Below are 16,263 nucleotides of genomic sequence, written 5' to 3' on the forward strand. Positions count from 1 at the left end.
ATCAACGTGCTTCACCGGGGTGCAGCCAACGGAATGTAACCACCTTGAACCGGCGGCCAAATGATTGGTTCTCCTGCCTGGTCAGGCTGTCTGCGTCAGTCCACGCCGGATCACCGGAGTTGAGATAATCGGCCGTGCGCTGAACCACCGCCTCGCACCACGCGGTGGCGAGGACCTTCCCGCTCGTGTCACGTGATTCACCCATGGCACGGATGGTAAAGGTGTCCGAGCGCGGGGAAATCATCGGCCCGATCGAGTTCAGCAGGTCGGCCTGGGTGACATAACCATTGATACCCTGGCGGCGGGGGCCCTTGGCCGCATCCGGGAAGGGATAACTGGGTTTGCCCGCCGTGGTGCTCTCGTTACCCGTGATAACGTCATAGCGGAACGGCTCGTTGATGCTGCAGTCATCATCGTCCAGGGCACTTTGCAGCGCCCCGCTGATGGCAAGCTCTTTGTCGGTGGTAACACGGCGGTTGACAAACTCGGCGAGAGAAAGGAAGGGGCCGCGTTTCTTGACCTGTTTGACAATCGCCGCAGCAAGCTCCTTGAGCTGGTCCGCATTAATTTCGCGCGAGCCGTTCCAGTAGCTGTCCTCGCGTGCCTTGCCTTGTTTTCTTTCGGCGGGCTCGGCATTCGACAGGGTGTTGCGTGAAATCAGGAAACTATCATACCCGTCCGGCTGCACCAGACGCGGCTTCTCAGTGCCGGTCTTGGACTCCATGACAAGCACCGGGCGGGAGAACAAGCCGGCGAGGAAATGTGTCCAGGCCACTTCCGAGACCGAGTTGATATTAAATCCGCCGCTGATACGGATGTATTCCGCGATCCTGTCCACCGCTTCCGCCTTGGGTTTGCCGTCGGCCTGGAAAAGCTCGTCGAGCACCTCCCCCGCCGGTTTGTCGAGATCGGCGGTCATCATGTCGTTGGGTAGCGGTGTGTCGCCCTCAAAGAAGTCGCGGGCCACCTCGCGGCTGTTGCGCGGGCTGATATCCCTGGTCAGCAGCAACCCGTCCTGGGCGGCGACGGATGAGCAGAACCAGGAGTCCCATAACACGGCATTGGCCATGTAGGAACGGTCGGTACGCAGGTGCCTGGCTTGGCTTGATGTTGAAAACCTGTAGTTCCAGCCCTGGTAGGTGAGTTTGTCGGCCGGGATGCCCGGACTGGCGTAGGAGTTGCCGATGGCGTGATTCTGCGCAAACTGGGTCACGCGCCCCTCATGGAACCAGTACGCGCCTTGCTTGGTGTACCAGATAGTATTACCGTAGCTGATTATCGGATCGTAGGTGGGCCGGTAGTCAAACAGAGGTAGATGCTGGAGCTGCCCCAGGGACACCAGCGGGGATAGCGGTATCTCCTGGTCAACCACATTGAGCTGGCCGGCGGGCGAGTAGCTGTTGCCAAAGTAGATATGCTTGTCGCTATCTGGGGGAAGCTGGAAGGTTTTGGTCACATCAAACCATGAGCTGATCGCCTTGAAACGGAAAGAATACGGCTTCTCAAACCAGGGGGTGACGGTGTCGGAGTTTCCCGTCTTGCTGGAGGTATGGGGGTAGATTGGGTTGCCGGCCACCGAAAAAGAAAAGGTCTTGCTGGGGAAGAGATCCTCGTCGGCGGGCTTGCGGTAATACTCAAAGTAGAGCACCGGCGTCGGCGTATCCTTGAGCGCCCCAAAGGTGTGCTGGGGTGCCTCGGACGCCGTCAACAGGCTGATCTGGGGCGACCGACCCCCGGCCTCAACCTGCATATTGTCCTGACATGTGACACCGAATTTTTGCAGGGTTTCGGCATTGTCCGTTCCCGAGCCGTTATTGCCCCACCAATCGGTGTGCTCCGCTATCACCCTGAAGCGATAATCCAGGCTGCCTTCCGCAGGTTTGGCGGTAAGTTTCACTGTATCGGTCGAGCTGCCCCATATCTCGTCGCTCCCTCCGGAGTCAAGATTCTCAATCGCCCCGTTGTTGAGGTGTTTCATGACGCCCCCGAAGTTCCCCCCCTCTCCCAGGGTGAAGTCTCCCAGTTTTCCCCATATATAATAGTGGTAACGGAAGCGATAGTGCCGGTGTTCATTGCGGTGCGCGTAGTCAGTGCGCACGCGTTGGCCATAGAGCACCGCTGTCGATCCGGCGGGGATGGTGATATTGGAGAAACGCTCAATGCCTCCCATCTCGGGACCAAAACCTGTGAACACTTCCGTGTTCTTACCGGTAAGATCGAGACTATAAGTCCTGTTTGTCGTACCACGGACCTCGAAGTTTAATCTGAGCGGAAGGTCTGCACTTGAAATATACTCGGGGATAAGGAGATCGACATTGTAGGGATTCCACAAGGCTAGTATCGGGTAAGTATAGAGGTTCAGGGCGTAAGGTTTGGAGGGGTCGGGCACTTTCGAGGTATTGGTGACATGCTCGGTGGCGTAGCTCATGGCTAACCCAAACTTGAGGATCACCGGCTGGAGGCGAAAACGATCCTCGGCGATATAAGGGTTCCACTCAGGTTCGCCGTTAGAGCCGGAATATCCTTGTTGCTTATGCACCCGGACAGTTGGGCGACCCGTGGCTGAGTCTATTGTCAGGTTGGTGTTAGACCGCGCCAAACTCTCGTAGTTGCGCAGTTGGTCCCATGAGAACAGACGGTAGTCGGAGTAGGCGTTTTTCATCGGGCCCACGGTGCCCTGGGCAGCACGTTGTGATGCACTGAGTCCCTGAAGCCAGTCGAGCTTGAGGTTCATACACTTGCGGAACCCTCCGTTAGTGACATCCACGGGAATGATCTCGCTTTGCGTGCTGAGATCGTGGATGTTTTTCCACCCGACCCGGTCTTCGCGGGCAGTGATAGGTTTGGCGGCATCAACGGTTTGTAAATCCACCAACCGGCTATCGAGTCCCTCGTCCCGGGTGGGGAGGTCCGTGTTGAGCGCGGCATGACCTTCGGCACTGGGACGGTGGAGGCCGAGCAGGGATTTCCCAATGGACGCTGGATCGGGTTTCTCACCCGCACGGAGCGTCGCCTTGGTCCCATTATCCGATGTCCACCAGGCAAATGCCGAGCGTGTGCCCTCCACCAGCGGCACGGTTACGCCCCGATTGGAGGATGTGGCAGAACCTGCTGCCACCATACTCGCCGCATTGGGCCCTGTGTTCAACGCTGTTTTCACGAGATCCATTTGTGCCAGCGAGACCGGGTCCCCGGATACAAGCCACTTACGAAAGCCGGACTTCTTGTCATACGACGGTTGATGCAGTGTTCCTTGCTCCAATAGCGACTCGGCGGCCGTCCATACGCCGGTGTAGTGAAGCCGCCCCACTCCATCCGCTGCCGGTGTGTCCGGTGTGCTGTCCATGATTTCGGAAGGTGCACTGATGCGCTGGTCAGGCCCCATTTCCTGCTGGAGCTGGCCGAGTGCGAGCATCAGCGACACCCGGGCATTGGCACGCGCTTCCGCCATCGCCGAATCCTGACCGGATGAGCGCAATTCAAGTGCCGACAGCGTAAGCATCGCCAAGGCAATCATCACCAGCAATACCATCACCGAAATGGTGGCAATCAGTGCGAATCCACGGCTCGAAATGCAACGTTGATGTTTCTCTGGATAGTATCCGGTGTTTGTCATGTGTGTTATGTTGGGTTGCTTTTCAAGCATTCTCATAAAGCGAGGTAAGCACGTATCTACGTCCTTGTCAAGTAATCACGAAGTAAAACATGATCGTCAAGCGTAAATTCGCATCCTTTGAATAATGAGGGGCGGAAAGCCCCCTTCCAAACGCGGCGAGAGGATTACAGAGGGATTCGCTGGACAGCCCCAAACCATCATGGCCATGTGAACCGAAGCCATGCAGTCGATGACACCGTCGCCTGCATAGCAGCCATGTCCGAAACGCGTTTGTGGATCATAGTGGTGAAAAAAATGGAGATACGCTACATCCTCACGCCCGGTTTACAGTCGTGTTTGTTAAATCCCGGAATATGGTCGGGTGATGAAGTGGTAATATTCATATCTCTCCCTGGGGAGTAAGCATACCGGATTCGTCGGGTATGACGCCTGTGATAGTGATCCCCTGTTCCGGAGTTGATGCGCCGAACAGGGTCACCCCATCAGCCAACGGCTCGACGTGAAAACCCGGTAGTAATCGACCCCAGGTTCCAGGCCGGTGGCCCTCCTGATGCTGGTTGGTCGCAGTGATGGCTTCCGGGTGGGGCATCGACATCGAGATCACCCGGTCATGCGTGGTATAACATGGGAATACGCCGTGGTGTCGGAGTGCCTCCCCTGAGAACTCATAACAACAACCGGCGAGTTTGGTCGCCCTCCAGGTTTCCCCTAACAGGCTGCCGCCAAGGTAATGATCCACCCGGTGCTTTTTACTCAGCGCAGTCAATTCATCCGCCGATACCGCGGCATGAACCAGAACCACTTTCAGGTTGAAATACTGGGCGAACACAATCCCCAATGCGTCACGGAAGGCACCGAGCTCATCCCATCCGATCATGACCGTCTGGCCTCTGCGGATTGCATTCACCTCCCCGATTTGCAGGGCATTGGCCACGAGCTGGGCCTGGTCATCATGCTTGAGTTCCCTTAGCTCAGCCATCCTCATTTGGTAGCCTTCTACACCATGGCCGCAGACCTTGACACCCCGGCCGAGCAGGCTCATGGGATTAGCAATGGCGTCCCGCTTTTGGAAAATCCCGGCACGCAAGGATTCGACGGCTCGGCGGACGGTGCCGGCATCGGCTTTTTCTGCCGGGATGGGGTCTCCAAAATCCACACTGACGCCATAGCGCACCCGGTAGGGCCACTTGTAGATGAACTTGTTGCGCTCGAATGAGAAGATCGACCCCCACAAGCCGTCCATGGCAGCGGGAACGACAGGGCAGTTTGCCTTGCGCGCAATCATTTCGAAGCCACGCTTGAACTCATTCATCACCCCCGTCCTTGCAAGTTGTCCTTCAGGGAAGATGCAGACCACCGCCCCTTCCTCTAGTGCCTCGGCGGCGACCCTTACCGCCTCTTTGGCACGGGTTTGGGAAATAGGCACGGTATCAAACAATCGCACAAAACGGCCAACCCACGGGTGTTTGAAATAGCCGTCAAACATCAGGAACCGTATTTTGCGAGGACATGCACACGAAAGGATAAAGGCATCAATGTAGCTGACATGGTTCGGTGTGAGTAGGACACCTCCCTCTTTGGGAATACGGACCGGGTTATGCGACCTCACACGGTAAAACATCCTGAACAGGCTGAGCCCCATCAAGCGGACAAAATGCTGTGGCAGCAACTTGGCAGCATAGTTGGTCACCAGGATACAAAGAACGGCCAGACCGATAAACTGCCATTTGAAATCGACACCTTGTGCGACCAAACCAAGCTGGATCAACGCGGCAAATAAGCCGGCCAAACAATCGAGCAGATTGAGTCCTGCTAGAATTTTACCCCGTTTCCTGGGTGGGCACAGGTCCTGTAAATTCGCGTTGAGTGGCACTAACAAAAGAGCACCGCCCGCACCTGCGACAACAAACCAGGCTTTCAACCAGTGTGAATCCATCGGTGTGAATGCCAGTGCCAGTGTGCCGACGACCATCACCAGACCGCCTAACGGAATCAGCCCGAGCTCGATGTTTTTTCTGCACACCAGTGATGCCATGGCACCACCAAGAAAAATACCCACACTCGCAGCGAGCATCAACAGCGCCGATTCAACGGCAAATTCATCACCGCCCTCAGTGACCTGCTTGGCGATATTGATCGCCGCAAGATTCAAGTAGCCGGCAAACCCCCAGAAAAACGCAGCACCGGCCGCCGAGAGTTTGATGGCCCGTATTTTCCATAACTCCCCGAGCTGGCCGAAGTGCTCGAACAGGATGGGCCACTTGAATTTGCGATGCCCCTGAACCGGCACGCGTTGAATGATGTAGGAGACGATCAACGCGCCCACAGACGCAGCGGTAAAGACAAGCAATGGCGTGTAACCCGACGCCCAGCCGTCGAGGCCTGATTTCAAGCGGTTGGTAAACCAGAACCCGGTGATGATCTGGCCGCCACAGATGGCCAGGACCACGGTGATTTCCATCATGCCGCTGGCAAATCCCAGCCTCTCATGCCCGATCAGCTCCTTGACGATGCCCCGTTTTCCCGGACTCAATAAAACCGATTGCACTGAAAGCATGAAAAAACCGAAGATCGCAAGCCAGATCTGATGGTAACAAATGGCCGCCGAGATCCACACCAGGACGATTAACTGCAGGATGGACGCCCCCCTGATGACGCTTGTTTTACTGAAGCGATCCGACAGCCAGCCGGCAAGTGGAGAGAAAAGGATAAAGGGTGACACGATGACAACCGCGAGAATATACTCGATGTACTTCATCAACTCCAAACCCGGTATCGCAATTTTCTCCTTAAACAACCACGCCCCCATGGGTATGAGCAAAAACTGCGCCGCCTTGTCGTTAAAGGCATTCTGCGTCTGCAATACCAGGAGGCTCCAAAACGACACCCAGTTCCTCCTGGGGGGTACAAAACCTTCCTCTGTGCTGCTCATCCCGTGCATACTGCGCAGTACATCAGAAAATAGCCAGCCTATCAAATCGACTTTTTTAGCGGGATCATCGACCCGATGGATGATAGAAACAGCCAGGTTCCCATGATACTACGCGTCAAAGCAACACCAAACGCCAGCCGGGACGGTATAGTCGGTTGGCAGGATGTCCCGCTGGCAGGGCCGGTCCTCTGTGTCAAGGTCCGGGCACCTGCTGTCGATGGCAAAGCCAACAAGGCACTGATACGTTTTCTTGCCAACACATTGAAAATCCCGAAGTCGTCCGTCACTCTGTTGAAAGGGGCAAGTTCAAGGATCAAGACGTTTGAAATCCCTGACAATACGGCTCTGAATGATGCCCCGGATTGACTTGCATAAGCCTGGTGAACATCCGTCTATCAAATGGGACGGGTAAACGCGCTTGCGTTACCCCCCGTTTTCCTGTAATTCCATTGCCCTGTTACCCCTAGCCATCATACACATGAAATTCTCCATCATCATTATTCCCGCCCTGCTGATCGTATGTCTATTGAGTAGTTGCAGTAACCCTGGAACACCGAATCCAAACCAGACCGCCCCTCTGAAGGCCGCCCACGTCAACCCGTTCGCGCCAGGCACCTATGCCCATTTCCGGGCACAAAAGGGCTATCCTAGAAACTATGGAGTGTGGAGGAATGAAGCTGTTCTGGCCCGCACCAATGCCTCCAACTCAAGTATCCGCATTGATCTTTCCGCCCAGCGTGGATACCTGATGAACGGCACGGAGCTCGCCATGGATTACCCCGTTGCCACAGGACGGGGCAAGTATCCAACCCCCAAGGGAAACTTCCGGATTCTCGAAAAAATCAAAAGCGATAAACGCTCGTCCACCTACGGCCGTATTTATGACGCTGAAGGTAAACTGGTGAAATCCGATGCCGATAGCCGGAAAGACCCGATACCGGAAGGTGGCAAGTATGTTGGTGCAGCCATGCCCTACTGGATGCGAATCACCTGGGATGGTGTCGGTATGCACAAAGGGAATGTCCCCCGCTACCCCGCCTCCCATGGCTGTATCCGCACCTATTACAAAGTCGTGGCCACGGTCTATTCAAAGGTCCGTGTTGGAACACGCGTGACGATTGTTCCGTAAAGCCATGCCCGATGCTGTCGGACAGATCAAACCATGCCGCGCAGGAACTCACCTTCTGCGCGGTTATTTTTTCCCCTGGTCCCTCGCACATGCGTCACAGTGCCTCCATCCCAAAGAAAGGATGAATAACACCGGCATCGTCCCGCCATGTTCCACCCGTGGCTTCAGGAAGCACCACGCCACTGGCATCCGGGGGGCATGTATGCTCACATGAGTTCGACGCCAAACCGCTTCATAATCCACGCCGTAAGAACAAACAGCACTGCGGTCAACACACAGGCTGCCAATAAACACCAGCCGTAGTGAATCCCCCTGCGCAACATCCACGGCATCAGCAGGAACATCGGCAATGTGGGGATGACATACCAAAACGTGTAATAGGCATGGTTGGCGATTTTTTCCGTCCGCACCTCACCTTTGAGGTCGAAAAACATCCACGTCATGGCTAGCACCGTGACCATCGGTAACGAGGCGATCAGGGCACCAAGCCGGTCATTCCATTTGGCGACCTGGGAAATCAGGACAATCAGTGCGGCTGTAATCAGGTATTTTACGAGGATGGGCATAACTTCTTCTTGGACTCGCGCCATTAGAGCGTATTATCCCGGCATAATGCAAGCCTATCCCTCTGTCATCCTATCCGCTCTTGCCCTGACCGGTGCAAGTCTGGTCGCATGTGCTCCCGCTTCCAAACCAGCTCCGGTCCGTCCGGCGGGGCGGGCTGCAGTAGCTCCCGGCCAGGCTGCCAGCAGCGGGCTCTCCGCATCAGCCAAACAGAAGATCGGTCACAAAATCTGGATCAATGAATCAGGAGGGAAAATCACCGGCCTCACACACTGGAACGATGGGGAGGAGTTCCCCTCCATGGGGATCGGTCATTTCATCTGGTATCCCCAGGGCTTCAAAGGCCGGTGGACCGAATCATTTCCGCTTTTTGTCCGTTATGCCCAGCAACGTGGAAGTGCCGGAATCCCGGCATGGGTCACGGCTGGCAAACACTGTCCATGGTCTAACAAAACCGCTTTCCAGCGCGATTTCAACGGTCCCAAACTCACATCCTTGCGCACCTGGCTGGCTAACAACGTGGCATTGCAGACCGACTATATCATTGCCACTAGTCGCCAGGCTCTTCCCAAAATATTGGCATCCGCCCCGGCCGCACATCGCGCACGCATCCAGGCGAATTATCACAAGGTGTCAACCACCTCAAACGGCACCTATGCCTTGATCGACTATGTCAATTTCAAAGGCGATGGCACCAATCCCTCCGAGCGTTACCAAGGCCAGGGCTGGGGGCTGATGTGGGTGCTGATGGAAATGCGTGATGTCCCCGCCGGACAGGCCGCTGCCGCCGAATTCGCGTCTGCTGCGAAACGGTGCCTCGACCGCCGTGTCCGTAATTCCCCACCGGCCCGCGGCGAGAAACGCTGGACCGCAGGCTGGCATAACCGCTGCGACACCTACGCCAAACCTCTGTAGACCGCTGGAGCCGTTTAAGTCTGGTATTTGGTATTTGGAGTTTAACACCCGCAACCACTGCCACACGAGTGGCCTCCACCCTTGGCCCCTTTATCCTTTGCTGGCGCCGGTTTGGATTTGGCTCCACCGTCGCTGGATGCCCCCTTTTTATAGGAGTCACTGCGATAGTCGGTCTGGTAAAATCCAGTACCTTTGAAAATAACACCAGCGCCGGTGCCGAGCAGTCGTTTGACTTTTCCCGGACAACCGTCTTGCGGGCAATCCTCAAGCTTGGGATCACTCATTTTCTGAAAAACCTCGAAAACGTGGTTACATTGGTCACAGCGGTAGTCGTAGTTTGGCATGGTTGTATTCGGTCGGGTTCAATTGGATACTTTTACGTCCGGCGCTGGATAACCACGGAATCCAGCATACGCAAGCAAGAAAGCCCTCATCCAACCGTATCCAAGGCTGATCATTGGCTCCGTCCTCTCACGGTGGGTGTCGTGCTTGTGACCATTTTACCCACAGAACACATCTTGACCCGTCGGAGAATGGAGTACATAGTCCCCCGCATCATCCTCTTGCAGCCATTATTACAAGTTTCCTGATAATAGACTTTTATTTTATATTACCCCCATGCACCACACCATCTACCTGACCCTCCCCTTCCTCTGCATCGCCGTGGCTCTGTTAAGCCAATGTGCCCCCTTTGACCCTTCCGGCTCCCAAGGCGCTGGCACACAGTATCTTTCCGGCTATGGCCCGCAAAACGGCCTGCCTATGTCAGCCGGCACACCGGTCTATCAACCCAAGGGATACTGGGACGGCGATGGGGTCGATGGTCCGGCGAAGATCCGGATCGTGCGCTCGGAGCAAAAAGCCTACTTTTACAAGGGAGGTGTGCTTGTCGGCGTCGCTCCGGTTTCCTCAGGAGACAAACAACACCCAACCCCGGCCGGTAGTTTCCGGGTGACCGAAAAAGACATCGATCACGTGTCCTCTGCCTACGGAGTCATCAAAAACCGCGCCACCGGTGAGGTCGTCAACAACAATGCCGACTTTAGAAAAGACAAACCAGGACCAGGGGAAATCGCAGTCCACGCCCCGATGCCCTACTTCCTGCGTTTCAACCATGGCATCGGGATGCACACCGGATTCCTGCCAGGCTATGCCGCGTCACATGGTTGTGTGCGCATGCCCGACCACATGGCTAAAAAGTTCTACGAACATGCTGAGATCGGTACTCCTGTGATTGTGGAATAAGACTTCTACCCTTGTCGGCTCTGTGTTAAAACTGAACCCGTCCACCATATTCCAACCACTTGTTTTCATGTCTACATCACTAGTTCTTACCGTCTGCGCCCATGACCGGCCAGGTATCATGAGTCGCATTTCCAACACCGTCTCCGAAAATGGCGGAAACTGGCTTGAGAGTCGTATGGCTCGGCTCGCGGGGCAGTTTGCGGGGGTTGTCAGGGTCGAATGCAACGGTGATGATGTCGCCAAGCTGACCCAATGCCTGACGAACCTCGCCAGTGAAGGCATCGCCGTGCAAATCCATGGCGAGGGTGACCTTTCCGACTACCCGTACACACGTTGTTTGAAAGTCGATATCTACGGCAACGACCGCCCTGGCATCGTCAGCCAGCTTACCCAGGCTATTTCCCATGCGGGTGCCAATATCGAGGAACTCAACAGCTCGATCAAAAGCGCGGCCATGTCAGGCCACCCTATTTTTCACGCATCAGGCACCATCTGCCTGCCCGACAGCACGGATGAAGCCACGCTCATCGCAGCCATCGAAGATCTCAGTGACGATCTCAACGTCGAGGTGAGTGCTATCTAGAACGCCAGAACGGCAGTCCAGCTGAAAAAGGAGCTTTATCTCAACACCATTCGCGGCTATAGTGCCGCAAGCCGTGCTGCTCGGCAAGGAACAGCAGCAACACATCATGCTTCGTAAATGCACAGCGATATCCTTCCTGATGGTGATGATCATGCTCATCGCCCTGAAGCATCCTGTGCTTGGATACTGCTTGTGTCTCGACGCCTATTTCACCGGTGATTGTGTCTGCCAGCATGAAACAAGGCCATCTGCAAAGAGGCTTGGCTCAGCACCTACCTGCCCTGATTGCTGCCCTGACCAATCACAGGGGAATACGGATACGCCGCGAGAGCCATCGGAACCGTGTGACGACTGCACGGCACATCTGACGGTTGATGTCGGGGATTTTGTCTGGGACAACTCCAACGATACCCCTGCCGACACCGGGTCCACCATCCTGCCTCCCCTCGCTTATGCCGAGCCGGCTACTGCGCATCCTGCTGCCGTCATCGATTACCGGAAGCCCATTCGTGGTGATCCCCCGCCCTACCCCACGGTCTCCAAGGTTCCCCTTTTCCTCAGACATTCCGTCATGAGGCTTTGATGTTGTCTAGTTTGCGGATGTTTTTGTGACATCCGCCCCCACGTCTGTCCCGGCCTGGTTCCGCGCAGACCCATGTTGCCGTTCTCCTCGCCGAATGATCGTTGGCTCGGAATGGTTCCCATTCTTCAACATCCACCTCTCACTCTACCCATGTCTCTGGCTCAACTCACCAATTCCAATAACAATAAACACACCTCCCCCGGTCAATCCGCTGGTCGGAGCGGTCAATCGCGCCGATCTTATGCCTGGCTTCTTCCCGTTGCACTGGTTCTCGGGTTCATCATCGTGATCGCAAGCCTCTTTGGCAAACGCCTGCTGCCGGCTGTGGTGGTGGAGACAGCACCCGTGATTACGCTCCGCCTGAGCGAAAAACAACTTCAGGAAAACGCTGCCAATACCACCACCCCCTCGGAGCCCACCACAACCACGGGGGACAATGGCGACAAGGGCAATATGATCTTTCAAGCATCAGGCTGGGTCGAGCCCGATCCCTACATCACCTATGTGCCCACTCTAATCAACGGCGTCGTGGACGAAGTCAAAGTCCTCGAGGGACAGGCTGTGAAAAAAGGCGACCTGCTCGCCACGCTCATCGATGAGGATGCCAAACTCGACCTTCGCGAAGCCGAACAGAAGATCGTTCGGATGAAGGCGCAAATCCAAGCTCACTGCGCTGGTTCCGATATCGCCGGTGCCGAACTCACCGCTGCCATGAAAAAAGTGGACTCACTCAAAGCTCAACTGGCGGAGGCTGAAGACAATCTTCGTCGACTGGAAAGCATTCCCGCAGGAGCCGTTCCGGTGCAGCAGGTCGTGCAGGCCCGATTGGAAAAAAGCCGACAAGTCGCATTGGTGGCGGAAGCCGAGTCGGAAATACCACGGATCCGGGCACGCCTCGCCCAGATTCAACTAGAGCGTCTCGCCATGACTGCCTCGGTCAGTGAATTGGAGACAGCCCGCGACCGGGCCAAACTCGCCAAGGAACGCACCCGCATCACCGCGCCGATGAATGGTATCGTGCTCAGGCTGCATGCCGCACCGGGAAAGAAGCGCATGCTCGGCATGGACGACCCCAAGTCCGCGGTCATCGTGGAGCTCTATGATCCAGAACACCTCCAGGCCCGTATCGACGGCCCCTCACCGAGGCGGCCGGACTCAGACTCAACCAAGCGGTCGAACTCATCTCGGACCTGCTCCCCAACATGACATTTTCAGGTGTCGTCACACGTATCAGTGGCGAGGCAGACCTGCAGCGCAATACCCTGCAAGCCAAGGTATCGATCAATAATCCCGACGCCCGACTTCGCCCCGAGATGCTCGTCCGCGCCCGGTTTTACGGAAGCGTTAGTTCCGGCTCTGGTGCATCGAAGCCCAATTCCCCGTCCGGTGAAAGCCAGCGGTACGCCATCTATGTGCCGGAAACGGCTCTGGTCGATGACGCCAGGGAAACACACGTATGGGTCGTCGCCGCCGACCAATCCGCCGAGTTTCGTGCCATCACCCTGAGCGAGGAATCACGCGATGGCCACCGGAGGGTGCTCAGCGGCCTCCGCTCCGGTGAGCGGGTCATCCTACCCCCCCATACCGATCTCAAACCAGGCACCCGCGTATCCCCACGCTCTGAATACTGAATACTAACACAATGAACCCATTCATCTCCATTCACTCGGTTACTAAATCCTTTACCAAAGGAAAAACAACCATCACCCCCCTCGAAAACCTTTCCCTGGATGTGCCCAAAGGCGAGTTCCTTGCCCTGATGGGGCCGTCCGGCTCGGGTAAAACCACCCTGCTTAACCTGGTTGCCGGAATCGACTCACCGACCATGGGTGAACTCGTTATCGATGGCCACGACATCGCCCGACTGTCCCGAGCCGAACTCACCCGCTGGCGGGCGTCCCATGTCGGTTATATTTTTCAACTTTACCACCTGGTACCCATTCTTTCCGCGTTTGAGAATGTGGAACTCCCACTCCTGTTAGGCAAACTTTCCAAAGCGCAGCGACGGGAAAAGGTCAACGCCGCACTTGATCTGGTGGACCTCGCTGATCGGGCCCATCACCGGCCAGCTGAACTTTCCGGGGGCCAGGAACAACGCGTCGCCATTGCCCGGGCCATCGTCCATGACCCCGGTTTGTTAGTGGCGGACGAACCCACGGGCGACCTCGACCGGGAGTCGGCCGACTCCATTCTTGCCCTGCTGAATACGCTGGCTGATGAACACGGTAAAACCATCGTCATGGTAACCCATGACCCCAAGGCCGCCGATGCCGCCCATCGCACACTGCATCTTGAAAAAGGGCAGCTGATAGAGAATTTAAAGGCCAAGTTTTAAACTCAAAACACCCATGAAACTCGTTTCACTCGCGTTAAAAAACCTGACACGTCACCGGCTGCGGTCGTTGTTGACGATCCTGGGTGTAGCTGCCGGGATGTTCCTTTATGCCTCCGTGGAAACCATGCAGACCTCCTTGGCGAAAGCGACCCAATCGAGTGCAAACGATACAACCCTGGTGGTTTATCGTGAGAACCGCTTCTGCCCGATGACATCGCGGCTACCTGAACATTATTTGCCAACCATCAAGCGTATCAAGGGCGTGCGTGAGGTCATCCCCATTCAGATCAGCGTCAACAACTGTGGCGCCTCCCTGGATGTCATCACCTTCCGCGGGGTGCCTCCAGAAGCCCTGAAGCAGTACAATCCGGCTCTGGAAATCCTCGAGGGCTCGTATAATGATTTCACCAAACGTAGCGACGCAGCACTGGTGGGAAGGCATTTCGCCCAACGCCGTGGACTCCATGCCGGCGATAAGTTTGAAGCCGTGGGTGTAAATGTTTATGTGGCTGGAATCATCACCTCTGACTCGCCCCAGGATGACAACGTCGCCTACGTGCATCTTCCCTTTTTACAACAAGCTTCACGCATCGGACTCGGGGTTGTGACCCAGTTTAATGTCAAAGTAGAATCCTCCGACCAGTTGGATGCCGTGGCCTCACAGATCGACGAGACCTTTAAATCGGACCAGCAACCAACCCAGACTCGACCTGAAAAGGCTTTTTTTGCCGAGACCGCCAAACAAATGATCGAGTTGATTGGATTTACCCGATGGCTTGGACTTGGCTCAGTGCTCGCTGTGTTAGGCCTGGTAGCCAACGCAGTGCTTCTCATTGTCCGTGGCCGGGTCAAGGAAACGGCTATCCTGCAAACCCTGGGTTACTCGCGCAAAGACATTGCGGTTATTGTGGTTTTTGAAGGTGTGCTACTTGGAATCTTCGGTGGTTTTATCGGGGTTGCGGGTGCTTTCATGTTTTTCCACGTTCAATCATTCACGCTCGGCAATGAGGGGCTGACCCTTGCATTAGCACCAACGGTCTCCGTTTTTGTTAGTGCTATGGTCGTCGCCCTGTTGCTCGGCCTGCTAGCTTCACTCTACCCCGCCTGGAAAGCCACATCCCGCCCATTGATTCAATCCCTCAATGCCTGACCAGCGCAACACTCAACTCTCAAGATTTTCCCATGCTTCCCTTTTCATACGCCCTGCGCAATTTGTTTCGCGATCCGGCCCGCCTGGCCCAAACCGTCGGCGGCTCGGCGTTAGTGGTGATTCTACTGATCGCCGCGGTAGCCTTGAACAAGGGGATGGATTCCGTCCTGTCAGCTTCTGGATCGATGCGTAACGTCGTTATCCTCGGCAAGGGCTCCGAAGAGTCGATCGAACGCTCAGAGGTGCATCTCGAGGCAGAATCCATTGTCGCCACCAGTGTGAACGGACTCCAGCAACAATTGGGGGTTACCGCCGTCTCCGGTGAGATTTTCTATCAGGCACCCATCAAGACAGAGACCGGAAAAGAGAACCAGGCGTTGCTGCGCGGAGTTCTGGAAAAAGCATTGTTGGTGCACACCTCCGTGCGACTCCTGGATGGCAATTTCCCTGGCCCTGGCGAGGTGATGGTCGGCCGCCTCGCTTATCGAAAACTTGACATCGACAGCTCTGAGCTAGCTGTCGGCCGGAAGGTGTATTTCGGCAAGGTTGCCATGACGGTTTCAGGCATTTTCGAGGCTCCGGGCACAGTACTCGAATCTGAAATCTGGTTTGATCGCAATGACCTCGCAACCTTGACCCAGCGAGATACGCTGTCAGCCATCACACTGAGAATGAATCAAGCGGAGTTCGATGATGTCCAGGTATTCACCCTGCAACGCAACGACCTGGAGCTTGCCGCCATCCGTGAAGACAAGTACTACGACAAGTTGAGTATTTTCTACAAACCTATCAAAATGATGACGTGGATCACAGCGGCCCTGGTTTCGGCTGGGGCCATCTTTGGCGGCCTGAACACACTCTATGCTGCCTTCGCATCGAGAATCCGGGAAATGGCGACCTTGCAGTCAATTGGCTACACACGTCTGGCCCTGCTGGCCTCCCTGATCCAGGAGTCCCTCCTGGCGACGCTTACCGGCACACTCGTGGCATTCCTCGCCGCCTACTTTTTACTTGATGGGAAAACCGTGCCGTTCTCGATCGGCACCTTTACCCTCACCCTCTCTCCTGCCGTGATTGGCACAGGCCTTGTCGCGGGTGTTCTTCTCGGGACACTCGGTACATTGCCTCCTGCCATTCGCTGCCTCTCGCCGTCGCTGCCCAAAGCTCTGCGGTCCTCATAATCCAACAACCAACCAATAAAAAACAAATAC

At 55.8% G+C, this 16,263-nt stretch carries 15 protein-coding genes; 11 read left to right on the plus strand and 4 right to left on the minus strand.

The features are described from left to right. Position 1 precedes the first annotated feature (1 nt). Both H7A51_08000 and H7A51_08005 read right to left on the minus strand, forming a co-directional pair. Positions 2 to 3,616, minus strand: a complete 3,615-nt coding sequence (locus H7A51_08000; GenBank protein MCP5536165.1) for a hypothetical protein — start codon at positions 3,614 to 3,616, stop codon at positions 2 to 4. Positions 3,617 to 3,995: 379 nt separating this feature from the next. Beyond that, on the minus strand, positions 3,996 to 6,548 hold the full coding sequence (locus H7A51_08005) for an MFS transporter (protein ID MCP5536166.1): 2,553 nt from the start codon (positions 6,546 to 6,548) through the stop codon (positions 3,996 to 3,998). A 75-nt stretch (positions 6,549 to 6,623) separates the two neighbouring features. Here H7A51_08005 and H7A51_08010 point away from each other — a divergent pair, with 75 nt between their 5' ends. After that, positions 6,624 to 6,914, plus strand: a complete 291-nt coding sequence (locus H7A51_08010) for a DUF167 domain-containing protein (GenBank protein ID MCP5536167.1) — start codon at positions 6,624 to 6,626, stop codon at positions 6,912 to 6,914. A 112-nt stretch (positions 6,915 to 7,026) separates the two neighbouring features. Next, positions 7,027 to 7,677, plus strand: coding sequence for a L,D-transpeptidase (locus H7A51_08015; protein MCP5536168.1), 651 nt, complete (start codon positions 7,027 to 7,029; stop codon positions 7,675 to 7,677). A gap of 206 nt (positions 7,678 to 7,883) precedes the next feature. Here the strand turns inward: H7A51_08015 and H7A51_08020 are convergent, their stop codons facing one another. Continuing rightward, positions 7,884 to 8,267 (minus strand): DUF3147 family protein, encoded by a 384-nt coding sequence (locus tag H7A51_08020; protein ID MCP5536169.1) that lies wholly within the window; start codon positions 8,265 to 8,267, stop codon positions 7,884 to 7,886. 22 nt (positions 8,268 to 8,289) lie between these two features. Between H7A51_08020 and H7A51_08025 the strand changes: the two genes are divergently transcribed. After that, positions 8,290 to 9,156: a hypothetical protein gene (locus tag H7A51_08025; protein MCP5536170.1), complete on the plus strand. Its 867-nt coding sequence runs from the start codon at positions 8,290 to 8,292 to the stop codon at positions 9,154 to 9,156. A 41-nt stretch (positions 9,157 to 9,197) separates the two neighbouring features. Here the strand turns inward: H7A51_08025 and H7A51_08030 are convergent, their stop codons facing one another. Continuing rightward, positions 9,198 to 9,500, minus strand: coding sequence for a zinc ribbon domain-containing protein (locus tag H7A51_08030; GenBank protein ID MCP5536171.1), 303 nt, complete (start codon positions 9,498 to 9,500; stop codon positions 9,198 to 9,200). A 274-nt stretch (positions 9,501 to 9,774) separates the two neighbouring features. Here H7A51_08030 and H7A51_08035 point away from each other — a divergent pair, with 274 nt between their 5' ends. The 8 genes from H7A51_08035 (at position 9,775) to H7A51_08070 (ending at position 16,233) form a co-directional block, all read left to right on the plus strand. Then, positions 9,775 to 10,401, plus strand: coding sequence for a L,D-transpeptidase family protein (locus H7A51_08035; protein MCP5536172.1), 627 nt, complete (start codon positions 9,775 to 9,777; stop codon positions 10,399 to 10,401). Between the two features lie 67 nt (positions 10,402 to 10,468). Then, positions 10,469 to 10,984 (plus strand): glycine cleavage system protein R, encoded by a 516-nt coding sequence (locus H7A51_08040; GenBank protein ID MCP5536173.1) that lies wholly within the window; start codon positions 10,469 to 10,471, stop codon positions 10,982 to 10,984. 61 nt (positions 10,985 to 11,045) lie between these two features. Further along, a complete protein-coding gene (locus tag H7A51_08045; protein ID MCP5536174.1) occupies positions 11,046 to 11,567 on the plus strand; it encodes a hypothetical protein in 522 nt (173 codons plus the stop codon). 150 nt (positions 11,568 to 11,717) lie between these two features. Next, positions 11,718 to 12,773, plus strand: a complete 1,056-nt coding sequence (locus tag H7A51_08050; GenBank protein MCP5536175.1) for a biotin/lipoyl-binding protein — start codon at positions 11,718 to 11,720, stop codon at positions 12,771 to 12,773. Further along, entirely contained in the window at positions 12,749 to 13,198 is a 450-nt protein-coding gene (locus H7A51_08055) for a hypothetical protein (protein MCP5536176.1), read from the plus strand. The genes H7A51_08050 and H7A51_08055 overlap by 25 nt, the downstream gene beginning before the upstream one ends. Before the next feature lie 11 nt (positions 13,199 to 13,209). After that, complete coding sequence (locus H7A51_08060; GenBank protein MCP5536177.1) at positions 13,210 to 13,902, plus strand: ABC transporter ATP-binding protein; 693 nt, start codon at positions 13,210 to 13,212, stop codon at positions 13,900 to 13,902. 13 nt (positions 13,903 to 13,915) lie between these two features. Then, complete coding sequence (locus H7A51_08065) at positions 13,916 to 15,052, plus strand: ABC transporter permease (GenBank protein ID MCP5536178.1); 1,137 nt, start codon at positions 13,916 to 13,918, stop codon at positions 15,050 to 15,052. A gap of 32 nt (positions 15,053 to 15,084) precedes the next feature. Then, positions 15,085 to 16,233: an FtsX-like permease family protein gene (locus H7A51_08070; GenBank protein MCP5536179.1), complete on the plus strand. Its 1,149-nt coding sequence runs from the start codon at positions 15,085 to 15,087 to the stop codon at positions 16,231 to 16,233. The last annotated feature ends 30 nt before the right edge of the window (positions 16,234 to 16,263 follow it).

Source organism: Akkermansiaceae bacterium, from assembly GCA_024233115.1.
Classification (GTDB): Bacteria; Verrucomicrobiota; Verrucomicrobiia; order Verrucomicrobiales; family Akkermansiaceae; genus Oceaniferula.